The 22,933-nt window shown below is 33.8% G+C and carries 16 protein-coding genes; 8 read left to right on the forward strand and 8 right to left on the reverse strand.

Annotated features, from left to right (window positions below; all coding sequences use genetic code 11):
• Positions 1-149: 149 nt before the first annotated feature.
• The 3 genes from rocD to C4S35_RS15505 all read left to right on the forward strand — a co-directional run bounded on the left by rocD (position 150) and on the right by C4S35_RS15505 (position 2,967).
• The gene (gene rocD / locus C4S35_RS10445) at positions 150-1,433 is read left to right on the forward strand and encodes an ornithine--oxo-acid transaminase (protein WP_104000114.1); all 1,284 of its coding nucleotides are present in this window, start codon (positions 150-152) and stop codon (positions 1,431-1,433) included.
• An 11-nt stretch (positions 1,434-1,444) separates the two neighbouring features.
• Positions 1,445-2,407 carry an arginase gene (gene rocF / locus C4S35_RS10450; RefSeq protein ID WP_104000229.1) on the forward strand — a complete coding sequence of 321 codons (963 nt, stop codon included), beginning with the start codon at positions 1,445-1,447 and terminating at the stop codon, positions 2,405-2,407.
• A 374-nt stretch (positions 2,408-2,781) separates the two neighbouring features.
• Entirely contained in the window at positions 2,782-2,967 is a 186-nt protein-coding gene (locus C4S35_RS15505) for a hypothetical protein (protein ID WP_131479539.1), read from the forward strand.
• Positions 2,968-3,210: 243 nt separating this feature from the next.
• On the opposite strand, the gene C4S35_RS10455 is transcribed toward C4S35_RS15505, so the two are convergent.
• The 4 genes from C4S35_RS10455 to thrA form a co-directional block, all read right to left on the reverse strand.
• Positions 3,211-3,684, reverse strand: coding sequence for a hypothetical protein (locus C4S35_RS10455; protein WP_104000115.1), 474 nt, complete (start codon positions 3,682-3,684; stop codon positions 3,211-3,213).
• Positions 3,685-4,089: 405 nt separating this feature from the next.
• A complete protein-coding gene (gene thrC / locus C4S35_RS10460; protein ID WP_104000116.1) occupies positions 4,090-5,379 on the reverse strand; it encodes a threonine synthase in 1,290 nt (429 codons plus the stop codon).
• Positions 5,380-5,505: 126 nt separating this feature from the next.
• A complete protein-coding gene (locus tag C4S35_RS10465) occupies positions 5,506-6,432 on the reverse strand; it encodes a homoserine kinase (protein ID WP_104000117.1) in 927 nt (308 codons plus the stop codon).
• A gap of 90 nt (positions 6,433-6,522) precedes the next feature.
• On the reverse strand, positions 6,523-8,970 hold the full coding sequence (gene thrA, locus C4S35_RS10470; protein ID WP_104000118.1) for a bifunctional aspartate kinase/homoserine dehydrogenase I: 2,448 nt from the start codon (positions 8,968-8,970) through the stop codon (positions 6,523-6,525).
• Between the two features lie 672 nt (positions 8,971-9,642).
• On the opposite strand from thrA, the gene hutH reads away from it, so the two are divergent.
• Genes hutH through C4S35_RS10485 form a run of 3 tightly spaced genes read left to right on the forward strand, consistent with a single transcriptional unit; the run spans position 9,643 to position 13,217 of the window.
• The gene (gene hutH / locus C4S35_RS10475) at positions 9,643-11,157 is read left to right on the forward strand and encodes a histidine ammonia-lyase (protein ID WP_104000119.1); all 1,515 of its coding nucleotides are present in this window, start codon (positions 9,643-9,645) and stop codon (positions 11,155-11,157) included.
• Between the two features lie 47 nt (positions 11,158-11,204).
• Positions 11,205-11,849, forward strand: coding sequence for a DUF47 domain-containing protein (locus C4S35_RS10480; RefSeq protein ID WP_104000120.1), 645 nt, complete (start codon positions 11,205-11,207; stop codon positions 11,847-11,849).
• A 21-nt stretch (positions 11,850-11,870) separates the two neighbouring features.
• Positions 11,871-13,217: an inorganic phosphate transporter gene (locus tag C4S35_RS10485; RefSeq protein WP_104000121.1), complete on the forward strand. Its 1,347-nt coding sequence runs from the start codon at positions 11,871-11,873 to the stop codon at positions 13,215-13,217.
• Between the two features lie 99 nt (positions 13,218-13,316).
• Here C4S35_RS10485 and C4S35_RS10490 read toward each other — a convergent pair whose 3' ends face one another.
• From C4S35_RS10490 to C4S35_RS10500, 3 genes are all read right to left on the reverse strand, one after another.
• Complete coding sequence (locus tag C4S35_RS10490) at positions 13,317-13,826, reverse strand: DUF421 domain-containing protein (RefSeq protein ID WP_104000122.1); 510 nt, start codon at positions 13,824-13,826, stop codon at positions 13,317-13,319.
• A gap of 20 nt (positions 13,827-13,846) precedes the next feature.
• Positions 13,847-15,217 carry a 30S ribosomal protein S6--L-glutamate ligase gene (gene rimK / locus C4S35_RS10495; RefSeq protein ID WP_104000123.1) on the reverse strand — a complete coding sequence of 457 codons (1,371 nt, stop codon included), beginning with the start codon at positions 15,215-15,217 and terminating at the stop codon, positions 13,847-13,849.
• 138 nt (positions 15,218-15,355) lie between these two features.
• Positions 15,356-17,902, reverse strand: a complete 2,547-nt coding sequence (locus C4S35_RS10500; protein WP_104000124.1) for an ATP-dependent Clp protease ATP-binding subunit — start codon at positions 17,900-17,902, stop codon at positions 15,356-15,358.
• Between the two features lie 256 nt (positions 17,903-18,158).
• Between C4S35_RS10500 and gyrA the strand changes: the two genes are divergently transcribed.
• The gene (gene gyrA / locus C4S35_RS10505; RefSeq protein ID WP_104000125.1) at positions 18,159-20,801 is read left to right on the forward strand and encodes a DNA gyrase subunit A; all 2,643 of its coding nucleotides are present in this window, start codon (positions 18,159-18,161) and stop codon (positions 20,799-20,801) included.
• A gap of 42 nt (positions 20,802-20,843) precedes the next feature.
• Positions 20,844-22,112, forward strand: coding sequence for a tetratricopeptide repeat protein (locus C4S35_RS10510; protein ID WP_104000126.1), 1,269 nt, complete (start codon positions 20,844-20,846; stop codon positions 22,110-22,112).
• A gap of 55 nt (positions 22,113-22,167) precedes the next feature.
• Here the strand turns inward: C4S35_RS10510 and C4S35_RS10515 are convergent, their stop codons facing one another.
• Positions 22,168-22,929, reverse strand: coding sequence for a C40 family peptidase (locus C4S35_RS10515; protein WP_104000127.1), 762 nt, complete (start codon positions 22,927-22,929; stop codon positions 22,168-22,170).
• Between the last annotated feature and the right edge of the window lie 4 nt (positions 22,930-22,933).

Genomic DNA, 22,933 nt, shown 5'->3' on the forward strand with positions numbered 1-22,933 from the left:
ATACTATTTTGTATAAAATGACTTATTTACGTAGTATTAAAAGTAATATTAATTATTTTACATCAAAATCAAGTCAAAATATTCATATATTGTTGTTAAATAAAAAATATTAGTTATTTTTGTTTCAAAGTTTTAAAAAACAGTAAGTTATGGAACATATAGATCAAACACTTTCTTCAAAGTCTAACGAGTTGATAGAAAAAGAAAATAAATACGGTGCTCACAATTATCATCCTCTGCCGGTAGTTCTGGAAAGAGGTGAAGGAGTGTATGTTTGGGATATCGACGGGAAAAAATATTTTGATTTTCTGTCTGCTTATTCGGCAGTAAATCAAGGACATTGTCATCCAAAAATTGTTGGTGCTATGATAAAACAAGCGCAAACGCTGACGTTGACTTCACGTGCTTTTTATAACGATCAATTGGGCCCTTATGAAGAATATATGACCAAATATTTTAATTTTGATAAGGTTTTGCCAATGAATACTGGAGCTGAAGCAGTTGAGACTGCTTTGAAAATATGTAGAAAATGGGCATATGAAGTAAAAGGAATTCCTGAAAATCAAGCACAAATAATTGTTTGCGAGAATAATTTTCACGGAAGAACCACCACTATTATTTCGTTTTCAAATGATGAGAATGCACGTAAAAGCTTTGGTCCTTTTACAGAAGGATTTATAAAAATACCATATGATGATACTGAGGCATTAGAGAATGTTTTAAAATCAACAAAAAATATTGCAGGTTTCTTGGTAGAACCAATTCAGGGAGAAGCTGGCGTTTATGTTCCTTCGGAAGGTTATTTGGCAAAAGCCAAAGCACTTTGTGAGGAATACAATGTTTTGTTCATTGCTGATGAGGTTCAAACAGGGATTGCGCGTACGGGAAGATTATTAGCTACTTGTGGAAATTGTTCTTGTAAAAAAGGATGTGAAAACAAACCAGAAGTTAAACCCGATATTCTTATTTTAGGTAAGGCCATTTCAGGTGGTGTTTATCCGGTTTCGGCTGTATTGGCGAATGACCCAATTATGAATGTAATCAAACCAGGACAGCATGGTTCTACTTTTGGTGGAAATCCTGTTGCAGCTGCTGTAGCCATTGCAGCTCTTGAAGTGGTTCGTGATGAAAATCTGGCTGAAAATGCTGCTTACTTAGGAGAAGTTTTAAGAACGGGACTTAACGAAATTGCTGCAAGAAACCCTTTAATCACGTTGGTTCGCGGTAAAGGATTATTAAATGCTATCGTTATTAACAGCGATGAGGAATCCGATTTAGCTTGGGATATTTGTATGAAATTCAGAGATTATGGTTTATTGGCAAAACCAACACACGGAAACAAAATTCGATTTGCTCCGCCATTGGTCATTACCGAGGCTCAAATTCACGAATGTCTGGCGATTATTGAGAAAGCATTAAATGATTTCAAATAATGGTGATTACAATGGAAAAAGCAATCAAATTAATAAAAAACAGATCTGATATCGGTGCCGGAACGAGAGGTTCGGATATGGGTATCGATGCGATCGAAATTGCGGCTATTAATCAAAATAGTGATTATTTTAATCAATTTGAATTTGAAGATGTGAAAACACACAACGAATCCATTTATGATAAAAATCGAAGTACTTCCGCCAAAAGAATTGAGCATGTTGTAGAACAATGTTCTCGGGTTTGTAATGCGGTCAAGAAAAATTTAAAGAATAATTATTTTCCAATAGTTTTGTCAGGAGATCATTCTTCGGCATTGGGAACCATAAGTGGAATAAAAGCGGTTTATCCGGAACAAACATTGGGCGTGATTTGGATTGATGCTCATGCTGATTTACATTCGCCTTACACGTCACCTTCGGGAAATATTCATGGAATGCCATTGTCTGCTGCCATTGCTGATGATAATTTGAGTTGTCAGAATAATGAAGTTGCTCCAGAAACACAAGAGCTTTGGGAAGATATGAAAAATATTGGATGCCAAGGAGCCAAAATACTAGCTGAAAATTTAGTTTATTTTGGTGTTCGTGACACAGAAGAAGCGGAAGATAAGCAGATAGAAAAGTTGAATATTAGAAATTATAAAGTTGATGAAATACGTTATAGAGGTCTTGAAAAATGTGTAGCAGAAGTTTTGTCAAAGTTGTCGCATTGCGATAGATTATATATTTCTTTTGATGTGGATTCGATGGATTGTGATATGATTTCTTACGGAACAGGAACGCCCGTTCCTAAGGGATTTGATCAGTACGAAATAATTGCAATTATCAACCAGATTATTGAATCTAAAAAAGTAGTTTGTATCGAATTTGTGGAGGTTAATCCATTATTGGATACAAAAGGGAATAAGATGGCAGAAACTGCTTTTGAAGTTTTGGAAGCAATCACTTTAACACTTAATTTGCCTTTGGAATAAATTTATCTAATATACTTACACGAAGAAGCCCAAAATCTACCATTAGATTTTGGGCTTCTTACTTGGAAAGATAAAATTTAAAGGAATGGAACTTCCGAAAAATTATGCAATGATCTTTAATTCATAACCATTATTGAGTGTTTTCTTAGTTCCCTATAATAATACAATAAATAATCCCGCGATAGCAATTACTTGATCTGTCGTGAGAGGTTCATTGTAGGATTCTAATCCTGCTTCTTCATTCAATAATGTCGCTTCAACAGAATGAATCTGTAAAGTGGTTGTAAATAAATTTGGCGCAGATATTAAATTAGTAATCTGACTTTTATGAGATCTTAAACCAGTATCTTCAAAAGACTACGCTAAAGCTAAAAATGTCTGATATTCATGAAACGTGTCAAACGAACCGTAAAATAAAAAGTTGGTTTCTTGACAAAATTTGGACTTCCAATGCTTCTTGTACCATTGGTCAAAAAAGTAACATGATCGGTTTCATGAGCAGAAATTTACATGATGATTTTCTCATCCTTTACTCCTGTAAAAATAACACTACATTCTAATCCCATGATGTAATATTCTTTTTCAAGATATTCCAATGTTCATGCTAGCTGTAATGCTCCTATAAGTTTGCAAGCTGTAGGTTAAATTTTCTCTAAGCTATATTTGTTACCGATGAAAGTCCAAATGGAATTGATGCTAGTGATTTCCCTAGGATAGAAAGTTACTATTCGAGATTTCTTTTTACTTGATTCAAAATCAATGGTAACTTGATTAAAAGAAACTTTCACACGCATGAGAAAATTTTAATCTTTTTTTATATGCTTATAAATAAAACCATATGAAGGATAACCTCTGTCGTAAATTAATAAATCATTGGATTTGCAATGCAATAAATGTGACAAAGCTAATTTTCTTTCTCCTGAATTCAAAGGAGCTAAAATTCCACCTAAAACATAGTTGTTTTTAACATCGTATATTACTGAACATCTTGCTTGAACTATGCCAGTGGTTGTTTGGTTTTTTGCATCACCATAAATAGATTTTAATTCATTAGTGATCGGTAAGGTAATTCGAGAACCGTCTATTGCTAATAGTCTAAATTCTTCCCATAGTTTTATAGCTTTATCATTATCAGTGTAAAATTCATCTATTAATGTTTGGGAGAGTTTTTTTAAGACTTCTGGTTTTACCGTCATTCGAGCTTGAACAAATGCGCTCTTAGTAAACTTACTACCAATATTGGGTTTTAGAAAACTTATGAAGTTACCTATTTCCATCGTGAGCCTTTTTCTAAGTAAGTTTAACATAAATAGCAAGATAAAAGGAAAATTCTGTTTTCTATTTCGTGTAAAGTGTTTTTCTGAAACTATATATTCGTGGTTCAATTCGTCACTAAATAATTGTGTTTGTATCTTTTTGAAAATAAAAACAGCTGTTTTTTTTTAAAGTTATAAATGATTGATTATCATATAAATATACGAAAAATTTTACAAATAAAACATACAATAAACTAAAAATTAGAGAGATAAATCCTTAACTTAATGACATTGAGCGTTAGCCAGAAGAAATCCGAGAAGTTTAGCTTTATAATGCGAATAATTTGAAATAGAATTATTTCAATAATCAAAAACGGCTGAAAATATTTTTCGGGCACTTTGTATTTTAGTGCGTATCTTTAAATATTACCCCAAAAAGGATTTTAATTCTTCATACGTTTTAATTTTTGTACTTACTTTTTCTTTGCCTAATACGCTTTCAATTTGGGTAGGAATCGGAAGTTTTACGTTTAAAGTTGGTTCAACCGTGTCTAAAAACTTTATCGGATGGGCAGTTTCTAAGAAAATACCAATCGCATTTGGGTGGTTTTGTAATTCTTTTTTCAATCCCAAATAACCAATTGCTCCGTGCGGTTCTGCGATGTAACCGTCTGTATTGTAAATGGTTTTCATTGCTGCCAAAGTTTCTTGATCTGTAAAAGTAAAAGAAGAAAAATCTTTTTTGAATTGCTGCAAATCGTTGTGGTAAATTTCCTGAATTCGGATAAAATTACTTGGGTTTCCAACATCCATCGCATTCGAAATCGTTGCGATAGAAGCTTTTGCTTCATAAATTCCGTTTTCTAGAAATCGTGGGACCGTATCATTTACGTTCGTAGCCGCTACAAAATGTTCAATTGGCAATCCCATTTTTTTTGCAATAATACCCGCGCAAATATTTCCGAAATTCCCACTTGGACAAGAGAAAACTAACGGTTTATTTTGTTTTTTTAATGCATTATACGCAAAGAAGAAATAAAACATTTGTGGCAACCAGCGCGCTATATTAATCGAATTCGCCGAAGTCAGGTTTTTATGTTTTAGACTTTCGTCCAAGAATGCTTTTTTGACCATATCCTGACAATCATCAAAAACACCATCTACTTCAAGCGCTTTTATATTCTCTCCCAAAGTTGTCAATTGTCGTTCCTGAATATCGCTCACTTTTCCGGATGGATAAAGTATAATCACTTCTACACCTTTTACGCCAAGGAAACCACTTGCTACAGCACCACCAGTATCACCAGAAGTAGCTACGAGAACGGTATTTTTACTGTCTTTGTTGTCTTTATTGAAATAACCCAAACAACGAGACATGAAGCGCGCGCCTACATCTTTGAAAGCCATAGTTGGACCATGAAACAATTCAAGGGAATAAATGTTTTTTTCCACTTCAATCATAGGGAAATCAAAACACAAAGTTTCGGCAATAATTTGTTTTAGAATGGCTTCCGGGATTTCGTCACCCACAAATTGTTTTATCGCTTCAAAAGCAATTTCCGCGTTGCTTAAATTTCCGATAGTATCAAAAAAAGCGGGTGTTAAGGGGATAATGGTTTCCGGAAAATACAATCCTTTATCGGTCGCCAATCCTTGTATTACGGCTTCTTTGAAAGAAACTTTAGGTGCGTTATGGTTTAAACTATAATATTTCATTATGTATAATATTTTAGAATCCCCACCCCAATCCTCCCCAAAGGGAAGGGAGATGAAAGTGGATTCACAATGTGTTACTGTAATTTCAAGATGACTATATTTTTTCTTTAATTCCCTCTTTGAGGATTAGGACGCTATTATTTTCATTCCTTCATCATTTACCTTAGAAACATGAATTTCATATGGTAAATTCATTGCATCGTATACGGAGCTCATGGCATTGGCGATTTTATCAGCGGTTTCCTTTCCTTTGCTTAAAGCAAAAATAGAAGGACCAGAACCAGATATTCCAGAACCTAAGGCTCCGTTTTCTAAAGCAGTTTTTTTGATTAAATCAAATCCCGGAATCAAAACACTTCGCAACGGTTCTACGATTTCGTCATGTAACGACCGACCGATTAGATCATAATCTTTGGTGTACAATCCTGCGATTAAACCGCCCACATTCCCCCATTGAATAATAGCGCTTTTTAGGGAAACCGTTTGCTTCAATACCGAACGCGCATCCGATGTTTTCAACTCAATTTGCGGATGAACGACTGTGGCATACAATTCTGAAGGACTTTCTATTTTGATAATGTCCAAAGGATTTGAACTTCTTACCAACGTAAAGCCGCCCAAAAGGGCAGGAGCAACGTTATCAGCATGGGCGTTTCCACTGGCTAGTTTTTCGCCTTGCATGGCAAATTGTACCAACTCTTTTCTTGTAAATGGACGTCCCAATAACTCATTTATTCCAAAAACAGCTCCAGCTGAACTGGCGGCACTACTCCCAATTCCGCTTCCGGCTTTGATGTGTTTGTAGATCTCAATTTCAAATCCAAACTCTGTTTCAATGGCTTCCAACATAGCTAAAGCAGATACTCCAGCTACATTTTTTTCGGTTTCCAAAGGCAAGTCGGCACCCACAATTTTAGTGATACGAATCCCTTTTATGTCTGATTTTCGAATAATCATTTCGTCACCCGCAGTTTCTAAACAAAGACCAAGGACATCAAATCCACAGGATAGATTGGCTATTGTAGCAGGACAAAATATTTTTATTTCATTCATAGTTTTTATTTTTTTTACCACTAAGGCACAAAGACACAATGTTTTTATCCATTTTCAAACTGAAAAATGGGACTGAACACTGACCACTAATTAAACGTTTCCAATTCTGATTACATCAGCAAATATTCCTGAAGCCGTTACTGCAGCTCCTGCACCAGCGCCTTTTATTAATAAAGGTTGGTCCACATAACGGTCCGTAAAGAATAGTACGATATTATCTTTTCCTTCCAGATTGTAAAAAGGATGGTCTTTCGGAATAAATCTTAAACCAACATTTGCTTTTCCGTTTTCGAATTGCGCGACGTATTTTAGTCTGGATTCTTTGCTCAACGCTTCTTTATAAATAGTTTCAAAATGTGTTGCATGATTTTTCAGTGATTCGAAGAAAGCTTCATTTGAAGCAGTATCCAAACATTCTGCCGGCATGAAGGATTCATTGACAATTTCATCAATTTCCATTTTGTATCCACTTTCTCTAATCAGGATCAATATCTTTCTGGCAACGTCAATTCCGCTCAAATCAATCTTAGGATCCGGTTCTGTAAATCCTTGTACTCCTGCTTCTTTTACAACATCATGAAAAGTATTTTTTTCGTCAAAATTATTAAAGATAAAGTTCAAACTTCCTGATAAAACCGCTTGAATTTTATTCACTTTATCACCTGAGGCAATCAGATTTTTTACGGTATCAATAATTGGTAATCCAGCACCAACATTGGTTTCAAATAAGAAAGGAGCGTTAAATTGTCTAGATAATTTTTTTAGTTTTTTATAATTATCGTACTCCGAAGCACAAGCAATTTTGTTACAAGTTACTACGGCAATATTGCGTTTTAAATACTGTTCGTAGGTTTTAGATACACTTTCATTTGCAGTAATATCAACGAAAATGCTGTTGCGTAAATTGAGTTCTTTTACATTCGCAATGAACTTTTCTTTATCAGCTGGTTCTCCGGTTTCTAGTAAAAATTGCCATTCTTTTAGAGCGATTCCATCCTCATCAAAATACATTTTTCTGGAATTGGACAAAGCAATAACGCGTAGGTTTATTTTCAGATTGTGTTTAAGGAATTTCTTTTGTTGGTGAATTTGCTCGATGAATTTCTCCCCCACATTTCCGACGCCCATTACAAATAGGTTTAACTGTTTCGTGTTTTCTTCAAAAAAGTTTTCGTGTAAAGTATTTAGTGCTTTCTTAACGTCTCTTTCATTGATAACCGCCGAAATATTTCTTTCGGATGCACCTTGAGCAATCGCTCGGATGTTGACGTTATTTTTACCTAAAGTGCTAAACATTCTTCCGCTTAAACCTTGATGATTTTTCATGTTTTCGCCAACCAAAGCAATGATGCACAGGTTTTTTTCAACAATACAGGGATCAATTTTATTTTGTAAAATCTCTACTTCGAAAGCTTTGTTGATGACATCTTCAGCCACATCAGCATCCGAATTTAAAATTCCAATGCAAATTGAATGTTCCGATGAAGCCTGAGTAATAAAAATCACATTGATATTTTTATGTGATAATACTTCAAAAAGTCTTTTAGACGAACCTGTAACACCAATCATTCCTGGTCCTTCAAGTGTAATCAAAGTTATATTATCGATATGACTAATTCCTTTTACAGGGTTAGTGTGAGCCATTTCCTGATTTGAAATATAAGTTCCTTCGGCTTCCGGTTCGAAAGTATTTTTGATGAGGATTGGAATATTCCTTTTCAATACCGGTTGAATGGTTGGCGGGTATAAAACTTTGGCACCAAAATGCGACAACTCCATCGCTTCCTGATAGGAAATGAAGGCGATAGGTTGTGCTTGTTTTACAATTTTTGGATTAGCAGTAAACATCCCATTTACATCAGTCCAAATTTCTAAGTCTGATGCATTCAAAGCTCCAGCTAGAATTGCAGCTGTATAATCGGAACCACCACGACCTAGCGTAGTGTTTATGCCATCAAGTGATGCGGCAATAAATCCTGGCATTACAACCACTTGATTCTCATTCGAAGCAGAGAAATCAGCAATTAATTGGTTCGAAACTTCAAAATTTACGGTTGCTTTTCCGAAATGATTGTCGGTTTTTATCAATTCTCGGCTGTCTTTATAACCGCTATTTTTTAGATTTTGTTTTAATGCTTCGGCGACAATGTAAGAAGACAATAATTCGCCAAAACTCAAAATAGTGTCGGAAGTTCTAGCAGATAATTCTCCCAAAAGAAAACAACCATCCAGTAAAGTTTCCAGATGATTTACAATTCTTTTTACATGACTTAATAAACTACTTTGCTCACTTACGGGAATAAATTCTTTTAAAGCATCTAAATGTTTTTTCTCTATTTCGATAAGAATATCTTTGAAACTTTCATCACCGGCAGCCGCTTTTTGGGAAGCGAGTTGAAGTAAATCAGTTACTTTACTAAAAGCAGAAATTACTACTATTAATTTTTCCTCTTGTGCTTTATTGATGACTATGTCCAGTACGAGTTTTATATTTTGTGCATTGGCTACCGAGGTTCCGCCAAATTTTAATACTTTCATTTTGTTTATTTTATTTTATAAAAAAGGAAGACTATTTATATATCCAATATCTTTCCTTCTTAAAAAAAGAAAAATATAAAATAGGATTATATGTAAATTGTATACCCCTAAGGGGTAGTAGTTGTTGTAGTTGTAAATGTAGAAGTAACAGAAATGGCAACCCGAATTTGAGTTGTTATCGAAGATTGATATGTGGTTCTGTTAGCTGTCATTATTGTTTTTCAAAAGTACAGTTTTTTGTAAAAAAAAGGAACACTTAATCCTTTTTTTGCGAATATTTTAAAAATTCAATTGCAATTTGATGAAAATTAGATATTGTTTAATATACAAGCTGTTTATCGGAGCTATTCTTAAAATTGTTGAAAATTTCAAAGCTATTTATGAGTAGTTTAAAGTTCTTTTTTTATGCATAAATGTAAACTTTAGATCCTTTTAGACCAGATAGCTTTAAATTTTCTAATTTTAAAATAAATGGGTTGAAATTTTTAGACTGTAGATGATAATCATTTGAAAATAAATATGAAGAGCTTTAAAGAATAATAGTAAAAATAGGATTATTTGAATGAAATCTATTAATTGCACTTTTTTAGATATGATTTTTAAATTATCAATAAAATATGTTGCTTTTTAATATTGATTTATTGAATTTTGGACAATCAAACACAACTTGAAATGGACAATACACATTATATAAGTACAGCCGTACTTTCTTTAGAAACTTTGCATGAAATTATCGCTCACCATAAATCGCTGGAGTTGTCTGATGAGGCAAAAATTAATATTCAGAAATGCAGGGACTATTTAGATAAAAAAATGGAGATGAACTCAGCACCCCTTTATGGAATAAATACTGGTTTTGGATCTCTTTGTAATGTGAAAATTTCAAACGAAAATTTGTCAAAACTTCAGGAAAACCTTGTGAAATCACATTCTTGTGGAACAGGTGAAGAAGTGCCAAATGAAATTGTTAAACTGATGTTGTTACTTAAAATTCAATCTTTGAGTTATGGTCATTCAGGAATACAATTGCAGACAGTCGAACGTTTGATTGCATTTTATAATAATGATATTTTACCTGTCATATATACGCAAGGTTCTCTGGGAGCCTCAGGTGATTTAGCTCCATTAGCGCATTTGTCATTGCCTTTATTGGGTGAAGGTGATGTATTTTTTGAAGGAAAGAAAGTCCATTCTAGTGAAGTTTTAAAACATTTCGATTGGGAGCCCATCGTTTTAAAATCCAAAGAAGGTCTGGCTTTATTGAACGGGACTCAATTCATGAGTGCTTATGGCGCACACATATTAATGAAAGCTAATAAATTCTCTTATTTGGCAGATTTAATAGGTGCGATTTCTCTTGAAGGATTCGATGGAAGAATGGAACCTTTTAATGAGTTAATCCATTTTATCAGACCTCATAAAGGACAAATTGTAACTGCCAATCGTATAAAAGGTATTCTTGAAGGCAGTGAAATTATTGAGCAAGAAAAAAAACATGTTCAAGATCCGTATTCTTTCAGATGTATGCCGCAGGTTCACGGTGCATCAAAAGACGCTATTGATTATGTAAAAAAAGTTTTTAAAACAGAAATCAATTCAGTAACGGATAATCCTAATATATTTATTGAAAGTGACCAAATCATTTCGGGAGGTAATTTTCATGGACAACCTTTGGCATTAGCATTGGATTTCGTGGCAATTGCTTTGGCTGAATTAGGAAGTATTTCTGAAAGAAGAACCTATCAACTGATTTCAGGTTTGCGAAGTCTTCCCGCATTTTTGGTCGATAATCCAGGTTTGAATTCGGGATTAATGATTCCACAATATACAGCTGCCAGTATTGCAAGTCAAAATAAACAATTGGCTACCCCTGCAAGCGTTGATAGCATCGTCTCTAGTAACGGACAGGAAGATCATGTGAGTATGGGAGCAAATGCAGCTACAAAAGCGTTGCGAGTTATGGACAATTTAGAGCGAATATTAGCTATTGAATTAATGAATGCTTCCCAAGCTATTGAATATAGAAGACCGTTACAATCAAGTGATTTTATCGAAATGTTTTTAGGTGCATATCGGGAAGAAGTTCCATTGGTAAAAGAAGATCGAATTTTGCATTATGATATAGAAAAATCAGTCGCTTTTTTGAATAGTTTTCAGATTGAAGATGATTTGTTAACATTATTATAAAATTAGCATAAAATAAAAAATTAATTTTACAATCTAAAATTATTAAAATGTCATTAAACAGTATTTTCCAATTTTTGGTTCCTAAAGACAAGAAATTCTTTCCCCTTTTTGAAGAAGCTTCAAGTAATTTAATTGAATTAGCTTCCAACTTGCACGAAGCCGTAAATCTTCCGTTGAAGGAGCGTGAAGTTCTTTTTGAAAAAATAGATGCATTAGAGCAAAAAGGAGAAGACATAACACGTCAAACCAATCTTGAGTTGAGTAGAAATTTCATTACACCATTTGACAGAGAAGACATCCATTCATTAATTACTTCAATTGACAATGTGGCTGATTATCTTCATGGAGCTGCTAGTAGAATGCGATTATATCAAGTAGATAAAATTACAAAGTCTATTAGAAAATTGACAGAAATCAATCTTGAAGCCTGCCAAAATATAGATATTGCTGTAAAAGAACTTAGGAATCTAAAAAATATTAAGAAGATTACTGATGCTTGTGCACAAATAAATAAGCTGGAGAATAAATCAGATAATGTTTATAATAAAGCTGTTTTCGAAATTTTTGAAAATGAAACGGATGTAAAAAACATTATTAAGTATAAAGAAGTGTTGTCAGTTTTAGAATCAGCAACTGATAAATGTAAGAGTGTAGCAGGTGTTCTGGAATCAATTTCTGTAAAACATTCTTAATTTCTCAACTAAAAGATCATTATGACTTTACTTATTGTTATTATAGTTTTGGCTTTAATCTTTGATTATATAAATGGTTTTCATGATGCTGCCAACGCTATAGCTACAGTTGTTGCTACGAAAGTTTTAACTCCTTTTCAAGCGGTAATTTGGGCCGCATTTTTTAACTTTTTAGCTTATTGGGTTTTTGGTCTTGGAGTTGCAAATACAGTCGCAAAAACAGCTGAAACCAGTGAAATTAATCTTGTTGTTATTCTCGCAGGAGTTATTGCGGCAATTATCTGGAATTTAATTACTTGGTGGCAAGGAATTCCTTCCAGTTCTTCACATACATTGATCGGTGGTTTTGCAGGAGCTGCATTGGCACATGCTATTGCTGTTCACGGATTTGCGGATTACACAATTCTTGAAGAAGGTGTTGTGCATACGCGACACTGGTATAATATTGTGAGTTGGTACAAAGCAGGTAAAGATGGTGGAATGCCGTCTGGGGTTTTTATCATTGTTGCTTTTATTGTTTTGGCGCCGTTATTAGGAGCTCTTATTTCTTATTTAATTTCAATATGGCTTTTAAACGCATCTAAAAAGAATATTTTCCCTAAAATTTTCACGTTATCCCTAATGGTCTTGACAATTTGGTTTGTGCAAGGTCAGATGGTAAATTATGCAGATATTGAGAAACCTCGTTTTGATTCTCATTTTTGGAGTGTTGTTTTTGAATCTCATAACATCAAATGGTTTTTAGTTGCATTTATCATTTTAACAGTAAGTTTGTTTTGTTTGATATTTAGCAGTTTAAATTTACACCAAGCCACATCCTGGTTGAAGAAGATGCAATTGATTTCCTCTGCTGCTTTTAGTTTAGGACATGGTGGAAACGATTCGCAAAAAGTTATGGGAATTATTGCTGCGGCTGTTGCGGTTTATATAAACACCAGCGGAGCAAATATAATAACTCTCCCAGAATGGTTACAAGTAGTGTTGCCTAATGAGGATTTAAATATAAAAGGCACTATGCCAGGTTGGATTCCATTAGCTTGTTATACTGCAATTGCAATTGGTACTTTAAGTGGCGGCTGGAAAATTGTAAAAACGATGGGCTCCAAAATCACTAAAGTTACTTCTTTTGAAGGAGTCGCTGCAGAAACTGCAGGTGCATTAACCTTATATTTCACGGAACATTTTAAAGTCCCTGTCAGTACAACACATACTATTACAGGATCGATAATTGGAGTAGGGCTAACTAAAAGAATTTCAGCAGTACGCTGGGGAATGACAGTAAGTTTGTTATGGGCGTGGGTTTTAACTATTCCGATTTCAGCGATTCTAGCGGGATTAGTATATTACGCTTTAAGTTTATTTCTTTAAAAATATATATTTGAATTCATAAAAAAACCATTCCTCAGCGAATGTTTTTTTTATGAATTCAAATAATAGTATCAGGCTTGAAAATTGTAAGAACGAGCTCTAAACTATAATTTTTTTTCTTCTGATTTTTCTTTTATAATGTGTTTGTTTAAGGTTTTTATCGCCAGAAATGATACTAATATTCCCATCGATTTCTAACATGGCCAATTTTACATCTTTATAATTTTCTACGCCATGTTCGCGCATAGCTTCTTTTAGTTCGTCAGCAGTAATATTTAATTTACTTAAAGATTTAAAATCTAAGTTTCCGTCATGAATTAAGATTTCTGGTTTTTCCTGCATAAAATCACTAAAACCTTTATACTTGTACATCAATTTCTTCAACACAAAATTGATAAAGAAAAGCACAGTTGCAGCCGATAATCCCCCTAAAAGAGAAGTGTCTTTACCGACCATGGCATTTTGCACAGAGTTACTAATCAATAAAATTAGTATCACATCGGCAGTATTTAATTGTGATAATTCTTTCTTTCCAAAAATCCGTAAAGCGATAATCATAAAAAAATAAACAGATATGCTTCTAAGTATAATGTCAATATATGTATTCATTTTTAATGACTATAAATTAGTTAACCCAATTTGAAATTCTTCTCAATGGCTCTTATCATTTCGCCTGCAATATCTTTGTTAGTAGCACCCTCAATACCTTCTAGTCCAGGTGAAGAATTTACTTCTAATAATAAAGGTCCTTTTGCAGAGCGAATAATATCGACTCCTGCAACCTTTAAATCCATGGCTTTAGCAGCTTTAATTGCAATGCGTTTTTCTTCACTAGTAACTTTTATGATGGACGCCGTCCCCCCAAGATGGATATTGGCTCTAAACTCACCTGGCATCGCTTCGCGTTGAATCGCAGCTACCACTTTACCATCAATTACAAAACAACGAATATCTTTCCCGTTAGCTTCTTTAATGAATTCCTGAACTAAAATATTGGCATTTAAACTTTTGAAAGCATTAATAACACTTTCAGCTGCTTTTTTTGTCTCCGCCAATACCACTCCTTTTCCCTGGGTACCTTCAAGTAATTTTACAATCAGGGGAGAACCTCCAACCATCTTTATCAGATCGTTGGTATCTAAAGGGGAATTTGCAAAACCAGTGGTAGGAATATCAACACCATGATTCAGTAATAATTGCAATGAATATAATTTGTCTCGCGATTGCGTGATTGCCGTCGAAGAATTTAAACAAAAAACTTTTAAAGCTTCAAATTGACGAGTCAAAGCGCAACCATAAAATGTGATGCTGGGGCGAATTCTAGGGATAATAGCATCAAATTGATTTAAAATTTTTCCGCCACGATAATGTATTTCTGGTGTTTTTGCATCTAACTTCATATAGCATTCCTTGATATTCAAAAAGTGCATTTCATGACCACGCATTTCACCCGCTTCCATAATTCTTTTATTACTATACAATTCAGGATTACTGGCCAAAAGACCAATTCGTAAACCAGAGCTTGCTTTTTCGGAATTTTTATAAAGTTCCTTCAGATTTTCACTTGTGGGTTGTCCTAAAAGATATTTTTGTTCCGGATCAACAAGAACTCTGCCGCTCATGGCTTCACGCCCTAAAAGCATTCTGAAACCCATTGAATCTCTATTGGTCAAAGTCATTTCTATTGGCCATATCGAATCACCAATTTTCAAATTGGTTTGAATAACATAGCGCTGCTCTCTAAATCCACTGGAACTCTTTACAATACGTTTGTCAACCAAAGGGGCTTCACAATGAATCACCGTTTTTAGGTTATTTTGAATAGGGTTGATATCAAATTTTACCCAATTGTTTTCATTCTTGATAAATGGGGCAATATTTATTGCGTGTAAAGCAGATGTTTTAGCACCTGAATCGACACGTGCTTTTATTGTTGGAATTCCTAATTCAGGGAATGAACACCATTCTTCGCTACCCAAGATGACTTTGTTTTGAGACATAAATTGATTTTATTTAACCTATTTTTTTAAAATCAAATGTAAATATTTGTTTTCGAAAAAATAAGAATTTGTGTAAAGAATAAACCCGCTATGTTATAAAAACGTAACGGGTTTATTAATATTTAAAGTTGAGATAAACTATAGATTGGTTGGTTCACCAGCCTTATGAACCTGTACAGTCAGTTCTTGGGCTCCATCTTCAATATCCATAAAAATTTCATCGCCAGAAGCAATTTTTGAAGTAATAATTTCTTCAGCAAGTGCATCTTCAACATATTTTTGAATGGCTCTTTTTAATGGTCTGGCGCCAAATTGTCTATCAAATCCTTTATCTGCAATAAAAGCTTTGGCTTTATCAGATAAACTTAATTGATAACCCAATTCTGCAACACGAGCAAATAATTTTTTCAATTCGATTTCAATAATCAAATCAATATCATGTTTTTCTAAAGCGTTGAATACAATTACATCATCAATTCTGTTTAGGAATTCTGGAGCAAAAGTTTTTTTCAACGCATTTTCGATGATACTTTTCGAATTATCATCGGCCTGTGCAACTTTGGCAGCAGTGCCAAAACCAACTCCTTGTCCAAAATCTTTTAATTGTCTGGCTCCAACATTGGAAGTCATAATAATTATAGTGTTTTTGAAATCAATTTTTCTACCTAAACTATCAGTTAAATAACCATCATCAAGAACCTGCAATAACATATTGAAAACATCAGGATGCGCCTTCTCAATCTCATCTAAGAGTACGACACAATATGGTTTTCTTCTAACTTTCTCTGTTAATTGTCCACCTTCTTCATAACCTACATATCCGGGAGGCGCACCAACAAGTCTGGAGATAGAAAATTTCTCCATGTATTCGCTCATGTCAATACGAATCAATGCATCTTCAGAATCGAATAATTCTTTTGCCAATACTTTTGCTAATTGTGTTTTACCAACACCAGTTTGTCCTAAGAAAATAAAAGAACCAATTGGTCGGTTCGGATCTTTTAATCCGGCGCGATTTCTTTGGATAGAACGAGCAATTTTCATTACTGCTTCTTTCTGTCCAATAACCTTACCTTCAATGAGTTCTGGCAATTTAGCAAGTTTGTTACTTTCGGTTTGAGCAATACGGTTTACCGGGATACCTGTCATCATAGAAACTACATCAGCAACGTTATCTTCAGTAACTTCAATTCTGTTATTTTTGGCATCTTCTTCCCATTGTTCTTGGGCAATTGCTAAATCTTTTTCTATGCGTTTTTCATCATCACGAAGTTTAGCTGCCTCTTCATATTTCTGTTTTTTGACTACAACATTTTTTAATTCTCGAACATCATCTAACTGGCGTTCTAGATCCAATATCGCTTTTGGAACTTCAATGTTTGTGATGTGAACTCTTGAACCTGCTTCGTCTAATGCATCAATAGCTTTGTCCGGTAAGAAACGTTCCGACATATATCTGTCCGTTAGTTTCACACAAGCTTCAATTGCTTCTTGTGAATAAGTAACATTATGATGATCTTCGTATTTATTTTTGATATTATTCAAAATTGTAATCGTTTCCGCAACTGAGGTTGGTTCAACAATTATTTTTTGAAAACGTCTTTCTAATGCGCCATCTTTTTCTATGTATTGTCTGTATTCGTCTAAGGTTGTTGCGCCAATACATTGAATTTCACCTCTTGCTAAAGCAGGTTTAAACATATTTGAAGCGTCCAAAGAACCAGTTGCACCACCAGCACCAACTATAGTATGAATTTCATCAATAAAAAGAATGATATCATCATTTTTTTCTAATTCATTCATCACTGCTTTCATGCGTTCTTCAAACTGTCCTCTGTATTTTGTTCCGGCAACAAGGCTTGCTAAATCTAATGTAACAACACGTTTGTTAAACAAGATTCGCGATACTTTCTTTTGAATAATTCGCAAAGCTAAACCTTCAGCAATAGCAGATTTTCCTACTCCAGGTTCTCCTATAAGTAGTGGATTATTCTTTTTACGACGGCTTAAAATTTGAGAAACACGCTCAATTTCTTTTTCACGTCCTACAACTGGATCTAATTTTCCCTCTTCGGCCATTTCTGTTAAATCTCTACCAAAATTATCTAAAACTGGCGTTTTAGACTTTTTGTTTGATTTATTGGCGGGATTATTAAAAGTTCCTTCTTTAAGACTGTCATCTTGTCCTGAATCGTCATTATATGATTCGTTTTTTGGCAAGTTTTCTAAAAATTCTTCGTCATTTGGAGTCATATTTAAATATTGTTCTTTAGCTATATCATAATCAATTTTAAGTTTATTCAATAGCTTGGTTGTTGGATCGTTTTCGTTTCTTAAAATACATAACAATAGATGTGCTGTACTAATTGAAGAACTCTGAAATACTTTTGCTTCAAGAAAAGTGGTTTTCAGCGCTCGTTCTGCCTGACGTGTCAAATGCAAGTTTTTCTTTTCTACATTGACTTCAACGCTAGGGCTTGCAGGACTAAGAATTTCTACCTTTTTGCGTAAATAATCCAAATCAACAGATAAGTTATTCAAAATTTGAATTGCTTTTCCATTTCCATCTCTTAAGATCCCAAGCATCAAGTGTTCTGTTCCTATAAAGTCGTGACCCAATCGTAAAGCTTCCTCTTTACTATAGGTTATAACGTCTTTTACTCTTGGTGAAAAATTATCATCCATAATATATATTTGATACTGTAAATTTAGTGAATTAGTGATTGAAAAACAAAAATCGTTCCTTTTCCAACTACTGTCAGCTAATAGACAAAAATATTAATAATATCAGAGTTAAATTTTACATAATTTATTAACTAAAGCGGAAGAAAAATTTGTTAATAAATCATTGAAATAAGTATTCTGAAATAGGTTCAAAAATTTCAAAAAGACGTATCTTGGCACGTTTTGAAACTAATATAATTTTTTAATATAACAATTTATGTCTGAAGGAGAAAAGTTAATTCCTATTAACATTGAAGATGAAATGAAAACAGCTTACATCGATTATTCGATGTCAGTAATTGTATCAAGAGCACTTCCAGATGTCAGAGATGGCTTGAAACCAGTACATCGAAGAGTACTTTATGGAATGCATGATTTAGGAGTTAACTCCAGATCTGCCCATAAAAAGTCCGCAAGAATTGTCGGGGAAGTTCTTGGAAAATATCACCCACACGGTGATACCTCTGTTTATGATGCCATGGTTCGTATGGCACAGGAATGGAGTATGCGTTATTTATTGATTGACGGTCAAGGTAATTTTGGTTCTGTAGATGGAGATAGTCCTGCAGCGATGCGTTATACGGAGGCTAGAATGCGTAAGATTTCTGAAGAGATTTTGGCAGATATTGATAAAGAAACGGTTGATTTTAAATTAAATTTTGATGATACGCTAGAAGAGCCGACAGTTATGCCAACTCGTGTTCCTACCTTATTAATAAATGGTGCAACAGGAATTGCGGTAGGTATGGCAACAAATATGCCGCCTCACAATTTAACCGAGGTAATTAACGGTACGTTAGCGTACATGGATAATAATGATATCGAGGTTGACGAGTTAATGACGCATATTAAAGCTCCAGATTTTCCTACAGGTGGAATAATATATGGATATGAAGGCGTTCGCGAAGCATTTAAAACAGGTAGAGGACGTATTGTAATGCGTGCTAAAGTTGGTTTTGAAGAAGTGGATGGTCGTGAGTGTATTATCGTTACTGAAATTCCATACCAAGTCAATAAAGCGGATATGATTAAACGTACCGCCGACTTAGTAAATGATAAAAAAATAGATGGTATTGCTAATATCCGTGACGAATCGGATAGAAACGGGATGCGTATTGTTTATATTTTGAAACGTGATGCTACGCCAAACGTAGTTTTGAATACGTTATATAAGTTTACACAATTACAATCTTCTTTCAGTGTAAACAATATTGCAATTGTAAAAGGGCGTCCTCAGATGTTGAATCTAAAAGATCTGATTCATTATTTTATTGAACACCGTCATGATGTGGTGACTCGCAGAACGCAATTTGAATTGAAAAAAGCGGAAGCAAGAGCGCATATATTAGAAGGTTTGATTATTGCCTCAGATAACATTGACGAAGTAATTGCTTTAATTAAAGCTTCAAAAAGTACCGAAGAAGCTAGAGAAAAATTAATTGAAAGATTCAAATTATCGGATATTCAGTCTCGTGCTATCGTAGAAATGCGTTTGCGTCAATTGACAGGTCTGGAACAAGACAAGTTAAGAACAGAATATGAGGAGATTATGAAGTTAATTGAGCATTTAAAAGCTTTATTGGCCGATATTAATTTAAGAATTGCTTTGATAAAAGAAGAATTGGAAGAAATTCGTGATAAGTACGGAGATGAACGCCGTTCTGTAATTGAATACTCAGGTGGTGATGTGAGTATTGAAGATTTAATTGCTGATGAAAATGTGGTAATTACGATTTCCCACGCAGGTTATATTAAACGTACAAACCTTACCGAATACAAAACTCAGAATAGAGGAGGGGTTGGGCAAAAAAGTGCTGGAACAAGAGATCAGGATTTCTTAGAACACATGTTTGTGGCAACAAATCATCAATATATGATGTTCTTTACCCAAAAAGGAAAATGTTTCTGGATGCGTGTCTATGAGATACCAGAAGGAAGTAAAACCGCTAAAGGTAGAGCAATTCAAAATTTGGTAAATATTGAAAGCGATGATAAAGTAAAAGCTTTTATTTGTACCCAGGATTTAAAAGATAAAGAGTATATTAACAGCCATAACCTTATTATGGTGACTAAAAAAGGTCAGGTTAAGAAAACATCTTTAGAGAAATATTCTAAGCCTAGAGTCAATGGTGTTGCTGCCATAACTATTAAAGAAGGTGATGAATTGTTGGAAGCCAAATTAACTAACGGAGAAAGTCAAATTATTCTTGCTGTAAAATCAGGAAAATTAGTCCGTTTTGAGGAAACTAAAACCCGTCCGATGGGAAGAACTGCTTCTGGAGTTCGTGGAATTACACTTAAAGATGATACGGATGAAGTGATTGGCATGGTTACTGTAGATAAGGAAAATATTAACGATTCACAAATTTTAGTAGTAACTGAAAATGGATATGGTAAACGTACCAAATTAGTTGATGAAGATGGTGAAGATGTTTATAGAATTACTAATCGTGGAGGAAAGGGTGTGAAAACACTTAATATAACAGAAAAAACCGGAAATCTTATTTCGATAAATGCCGTTACTGACGCTGATGATTTGATGATTATTAATAAATCTGGATTAACAATCAGAATGGCTATTGAAGATTTGCGTGTAATGGGACGTGCTACTCAAGGGGTTAAATTGATAAATTTAAAAGGTAAAGATTCAATTGCAGCAGTTACCAAAGTAATGAAAGACGATGTAGCAGAAGTGGTTGTTGACGAAGATGGAAATGTTATTCAAACGGAAGTTATTGAAAGAGTGAAACCAGTCTTAGAAGTTCTTGAAGATGAGAGTGCTGATGAGGATGAAGACGATTCTGAAGAGGATGAAATTGACGAGGAGACCGAAGAGGATGATTCTGATGATGAAGCATAAATAAAAAAGAACAAGAATAATTATTAAATAAAATAGAATATTATGAAAAGTAAATATGTAATACTTGCGTCAGCTTTATTGATATCAGTAGCTACTTTTGCTCAAAAAGATCAAATAAAAGCGGCTGAAAAAGCAATGAAAGGTGGAAATTCTCAAGAAGCTGCAACGATTTTACAAGGTGCTGAATCTTTGATAACTAATGCAACTGATGTTGAAAAAGCACAATTTTTCTTTATTAAAGGAAATGCTTATTTAGATTTAGCAAATAAGAATGTTGACACTAGTACGAATCTTTCATTAGCCGCAAAAGCGTATCAAGATTTAATTGCTGTTGAAAAAGCAAGTGGAAAAGTTAAATTTTCAACACAAGCTGCGACTTCTATCACTGGTATAAAATTTAAATTAATAAATGCTGCCATTGCCGATTCTAAAATTGATAAGCATGCAGATGGTGCTAAAAAATTATATGATGCTTATTTATTAGATAAAAAAGACACTCTTAATTTGTATTATGCAGCTTCTACTTATATAAACGCAAAGAATTACGACGAAGCTCTCAGGTTGTATGATGAGTTGAAAACTTTGAATTATTCTGGAAAAGGAACTAGTTATTTAGCTGTTAATAAGTTAAGTGGAGAGGAAGATCTTTTTACGACTGCTCAAGAAAGAGACAGAATGGTTAAATTAGGAACTCATGAAAAACCAAGAACGGAAACTTTGCCTTCAAAAAGAGGAGAGATATATAAAAACATGGCTTTAATTTTAGTTGAAAAAGGTAAAACTGAAGAGGCTAAAAAAGCAATTGCAGCCGCTAGAATTGCAAATCCGGAAGATACTTCATTAATTTTAACAGAAGCTAATTTGTATTTGGAAACAAAAGACTTTGATACCTACAAAAAATTAATTTCAGAAGTACTGCAAAAAAATCCTAATGATGCTGATTTAATATTTAATTTAGGAGTAATTAGTTATAATGCAAAGAATAATGCTGAAGCTGAGAAATATTATTTGCAAGCAATTAAAATAAAACCAGATTATGTAAATGCTTATTTGAATTTAGCAATTTTAAAATTGGATGCTGATAAAGTACTTTTTGAAGAAATGAGTAAATTAGGCAATTCTGAAAAAGACAATAAACGTTATGCGATTCTAAAAAAACAAAGAGAAGTAGTTTTTACAAGTGCCTTACCTTACTTAGAAAAAGCAAGTGAGTTAGATCCTAAAAATACAGAGGTAAAAAACACCTTGTTAAGTGTTTATAGTGCTTTGGAAATGACTGAAAAGAAAAAAGCATTAAAAGCAAAAATGTAAATTTTGCTTTGAATACAAAAAAACCTATCAAATATCTTGATAGGTTTTTTTGTATTTAAACAATTTTTTTGATAACCCGAAGTTTGTGGGTATGCTTATTTGTTTCGGAATTAAATATTCCTAGATGATCTAATCTGTCAATTCGAACTTTTCCGCTTGCATGAATGATATAATTGTCATCCATAATTATTCCTACATGGATAATATTGCCTTCGTCATTGTCAAAAAAAGCTAAATCTCCCGGTTCACTTTCCTCAATAAAACTTAAAGCTTCTCCTTGTGTTGATTGCTGTGAAGCATCGCGCAATAATTTGTAGCCATTCAGTTTATAAACCATCTGTGTAAAACCAGAGCAATCAATACCAAATGGAGTTTTTCCTCCCCAAAGGTACGCTGCATTCAAATACATAAAAGCGGTCGTAATCAAACATTCTTTGCTTTTTTTTCCACTTTTTTTTGTTCCTTCAAAATCAAAATTAGAAGTGTTTATCTCCATGTGATTTATAAAAGATAATGATGAACCTAAAGGGATTGGCATCAATAAATTGGATGGACCAGTTATATATTCTATTAAATCTGCATTTAGAATAATCGCTTCCGCGGATAGCTGATTAAAACTTGATTCAGAAATTAATTGAAATTGTTTAGAATCTACCCAGCCTTCATAACCATCATATTGCATTTTGATAAGAGACCACTGCTTTTGCTGTTCTAAAATTTCAAAATGTTCGCCAAATAAAACTTGAGAAACAATTTCACTTTTATCACTGCCTTCAGACCGAAGAGGTACCATTGCTAGATTACAAATTCCAAACATTTAG

Origin of the sequence: Flavobacterium urumqiense (assembly GCF_900108015.1) — a bacterium.
Classification (GTDB): domain Bacteria; phylum Bacteroidota; class Bacteroidia; order Flavobacteriales; family Flavobacteriaceae; genus Flavobacterium; species Flavobacterium urumqiense.

Excerpts from the sequence above, each read along its gene's own strand:
- rocD (WP_104000114.1), top strand. The coding sequence starts at position 150 with ATGGAACATATAGATCAAACACTTTCTTCAAAGTCTAACGAGTTGATA.
- rocF (WP_104000229.1), top strand. The coding sequence starts at position 1,445 with ATGGAAAAAGCAATCAAATTAATAAAAAACAGATCTGATATCGGTGCC.
- C4S35_RS15505 (WP_131479539.1), top strand. The coding sequence starts at position 2,782 with ATGTCTGATATTCATGAAACGTGTCAAACGAACCGTAAAATAAAAAGT.
- C4S35_RS10455 (WP_104000115.1), bottom strand. The coding sequence starts at position 3,684 with ATGGAAATAGGTAACTTCATAAGTTTTCTAAAACCCAATATTGGTAGT.
- thrC (WP_104000116.1), bottom strand. The coding sequence starts at position 5,379 with ATGAAATATTATAGTTTAAACCATAACGCACCTAAAGTTTCTTTCAAA.
- C4S35_RS10465 (WP_104000117.1), bottom strand. The coding sequence starts at position 6,432 with ATGAATGAAATAAAAATATTTTGTCCTGCTACAATAGCCAATCTATCC.
- thrA (WP_104000118.1), bottom strand. The coding sequence starts at position 8,970 with ATGAAAGTATTAAAATTTGGCGGAACCTCGGTAGCCAATGCACAAAAT.
- hutH (WP_104000119.1), top strand. The coding sequence starts at position 9,643 with ATGGACAATACACATTATATAAGTACAGCCGTACTTTCTTTAGAAACT.
- C4S35_RS10480 (WP_104000120.1), top strand. The coding sequence starts at position 11,205 with ATGTCATTAAACAGTATTTTCCAATTTTTGGTTCCTAAAGACAAGAAA.
- C4S35_RS10485 (WP_104000121.1), top strand. The coding sequence starts at position 11,871 with ATGACTTTACTTATTGTTATTATAGTTTTGGCTTTAATCTTTGATTAT.
- C4S35_RS10490 (WP_104000122.1), bottom strand. The coding sequence starts at position 13,826 with ATGAATACATATATTGACATTATACTTAGAAGCATATCTGTTTATTTT.
- rimK (WP_104000123.1), bottom strand. The coding sequence starts at position 15,217 with ATGTCTCAAAACAAAGTCATCTTGGGTAGCGAAGAATGGTGTTCATTC.
- C4S35_RS10500 (WP_104000124.1), bottom strand. The coding sequence starts at position 17,902 with ATGGATGATAATTTTTCACCAAGAGTAAAAGACGTTATAACCTATAGT.
- gyrA (WP_104000125.1), top strand. The coding sequence starts at position 18,159 with ATGTCTGAAGGAGAAAAGTTAATTCCTATTAACATTGAAGATGAAATG.
- C4S35_RS10510 (WP_104000126.1), top strand. The coding sequence starts at position 20,844 with ATGAAAAGTAAATATGTAATACTTGCGTCAGCTTTATTGATATCAGTA.
- C4S35_RS10515 (WP_104000127.1), bottom strand. The coding sequence starts at position 22,929 with ATGTTTGGAATTTGTAATCTAGCAATGGTACCTCTTCGGTCTGAAGGC.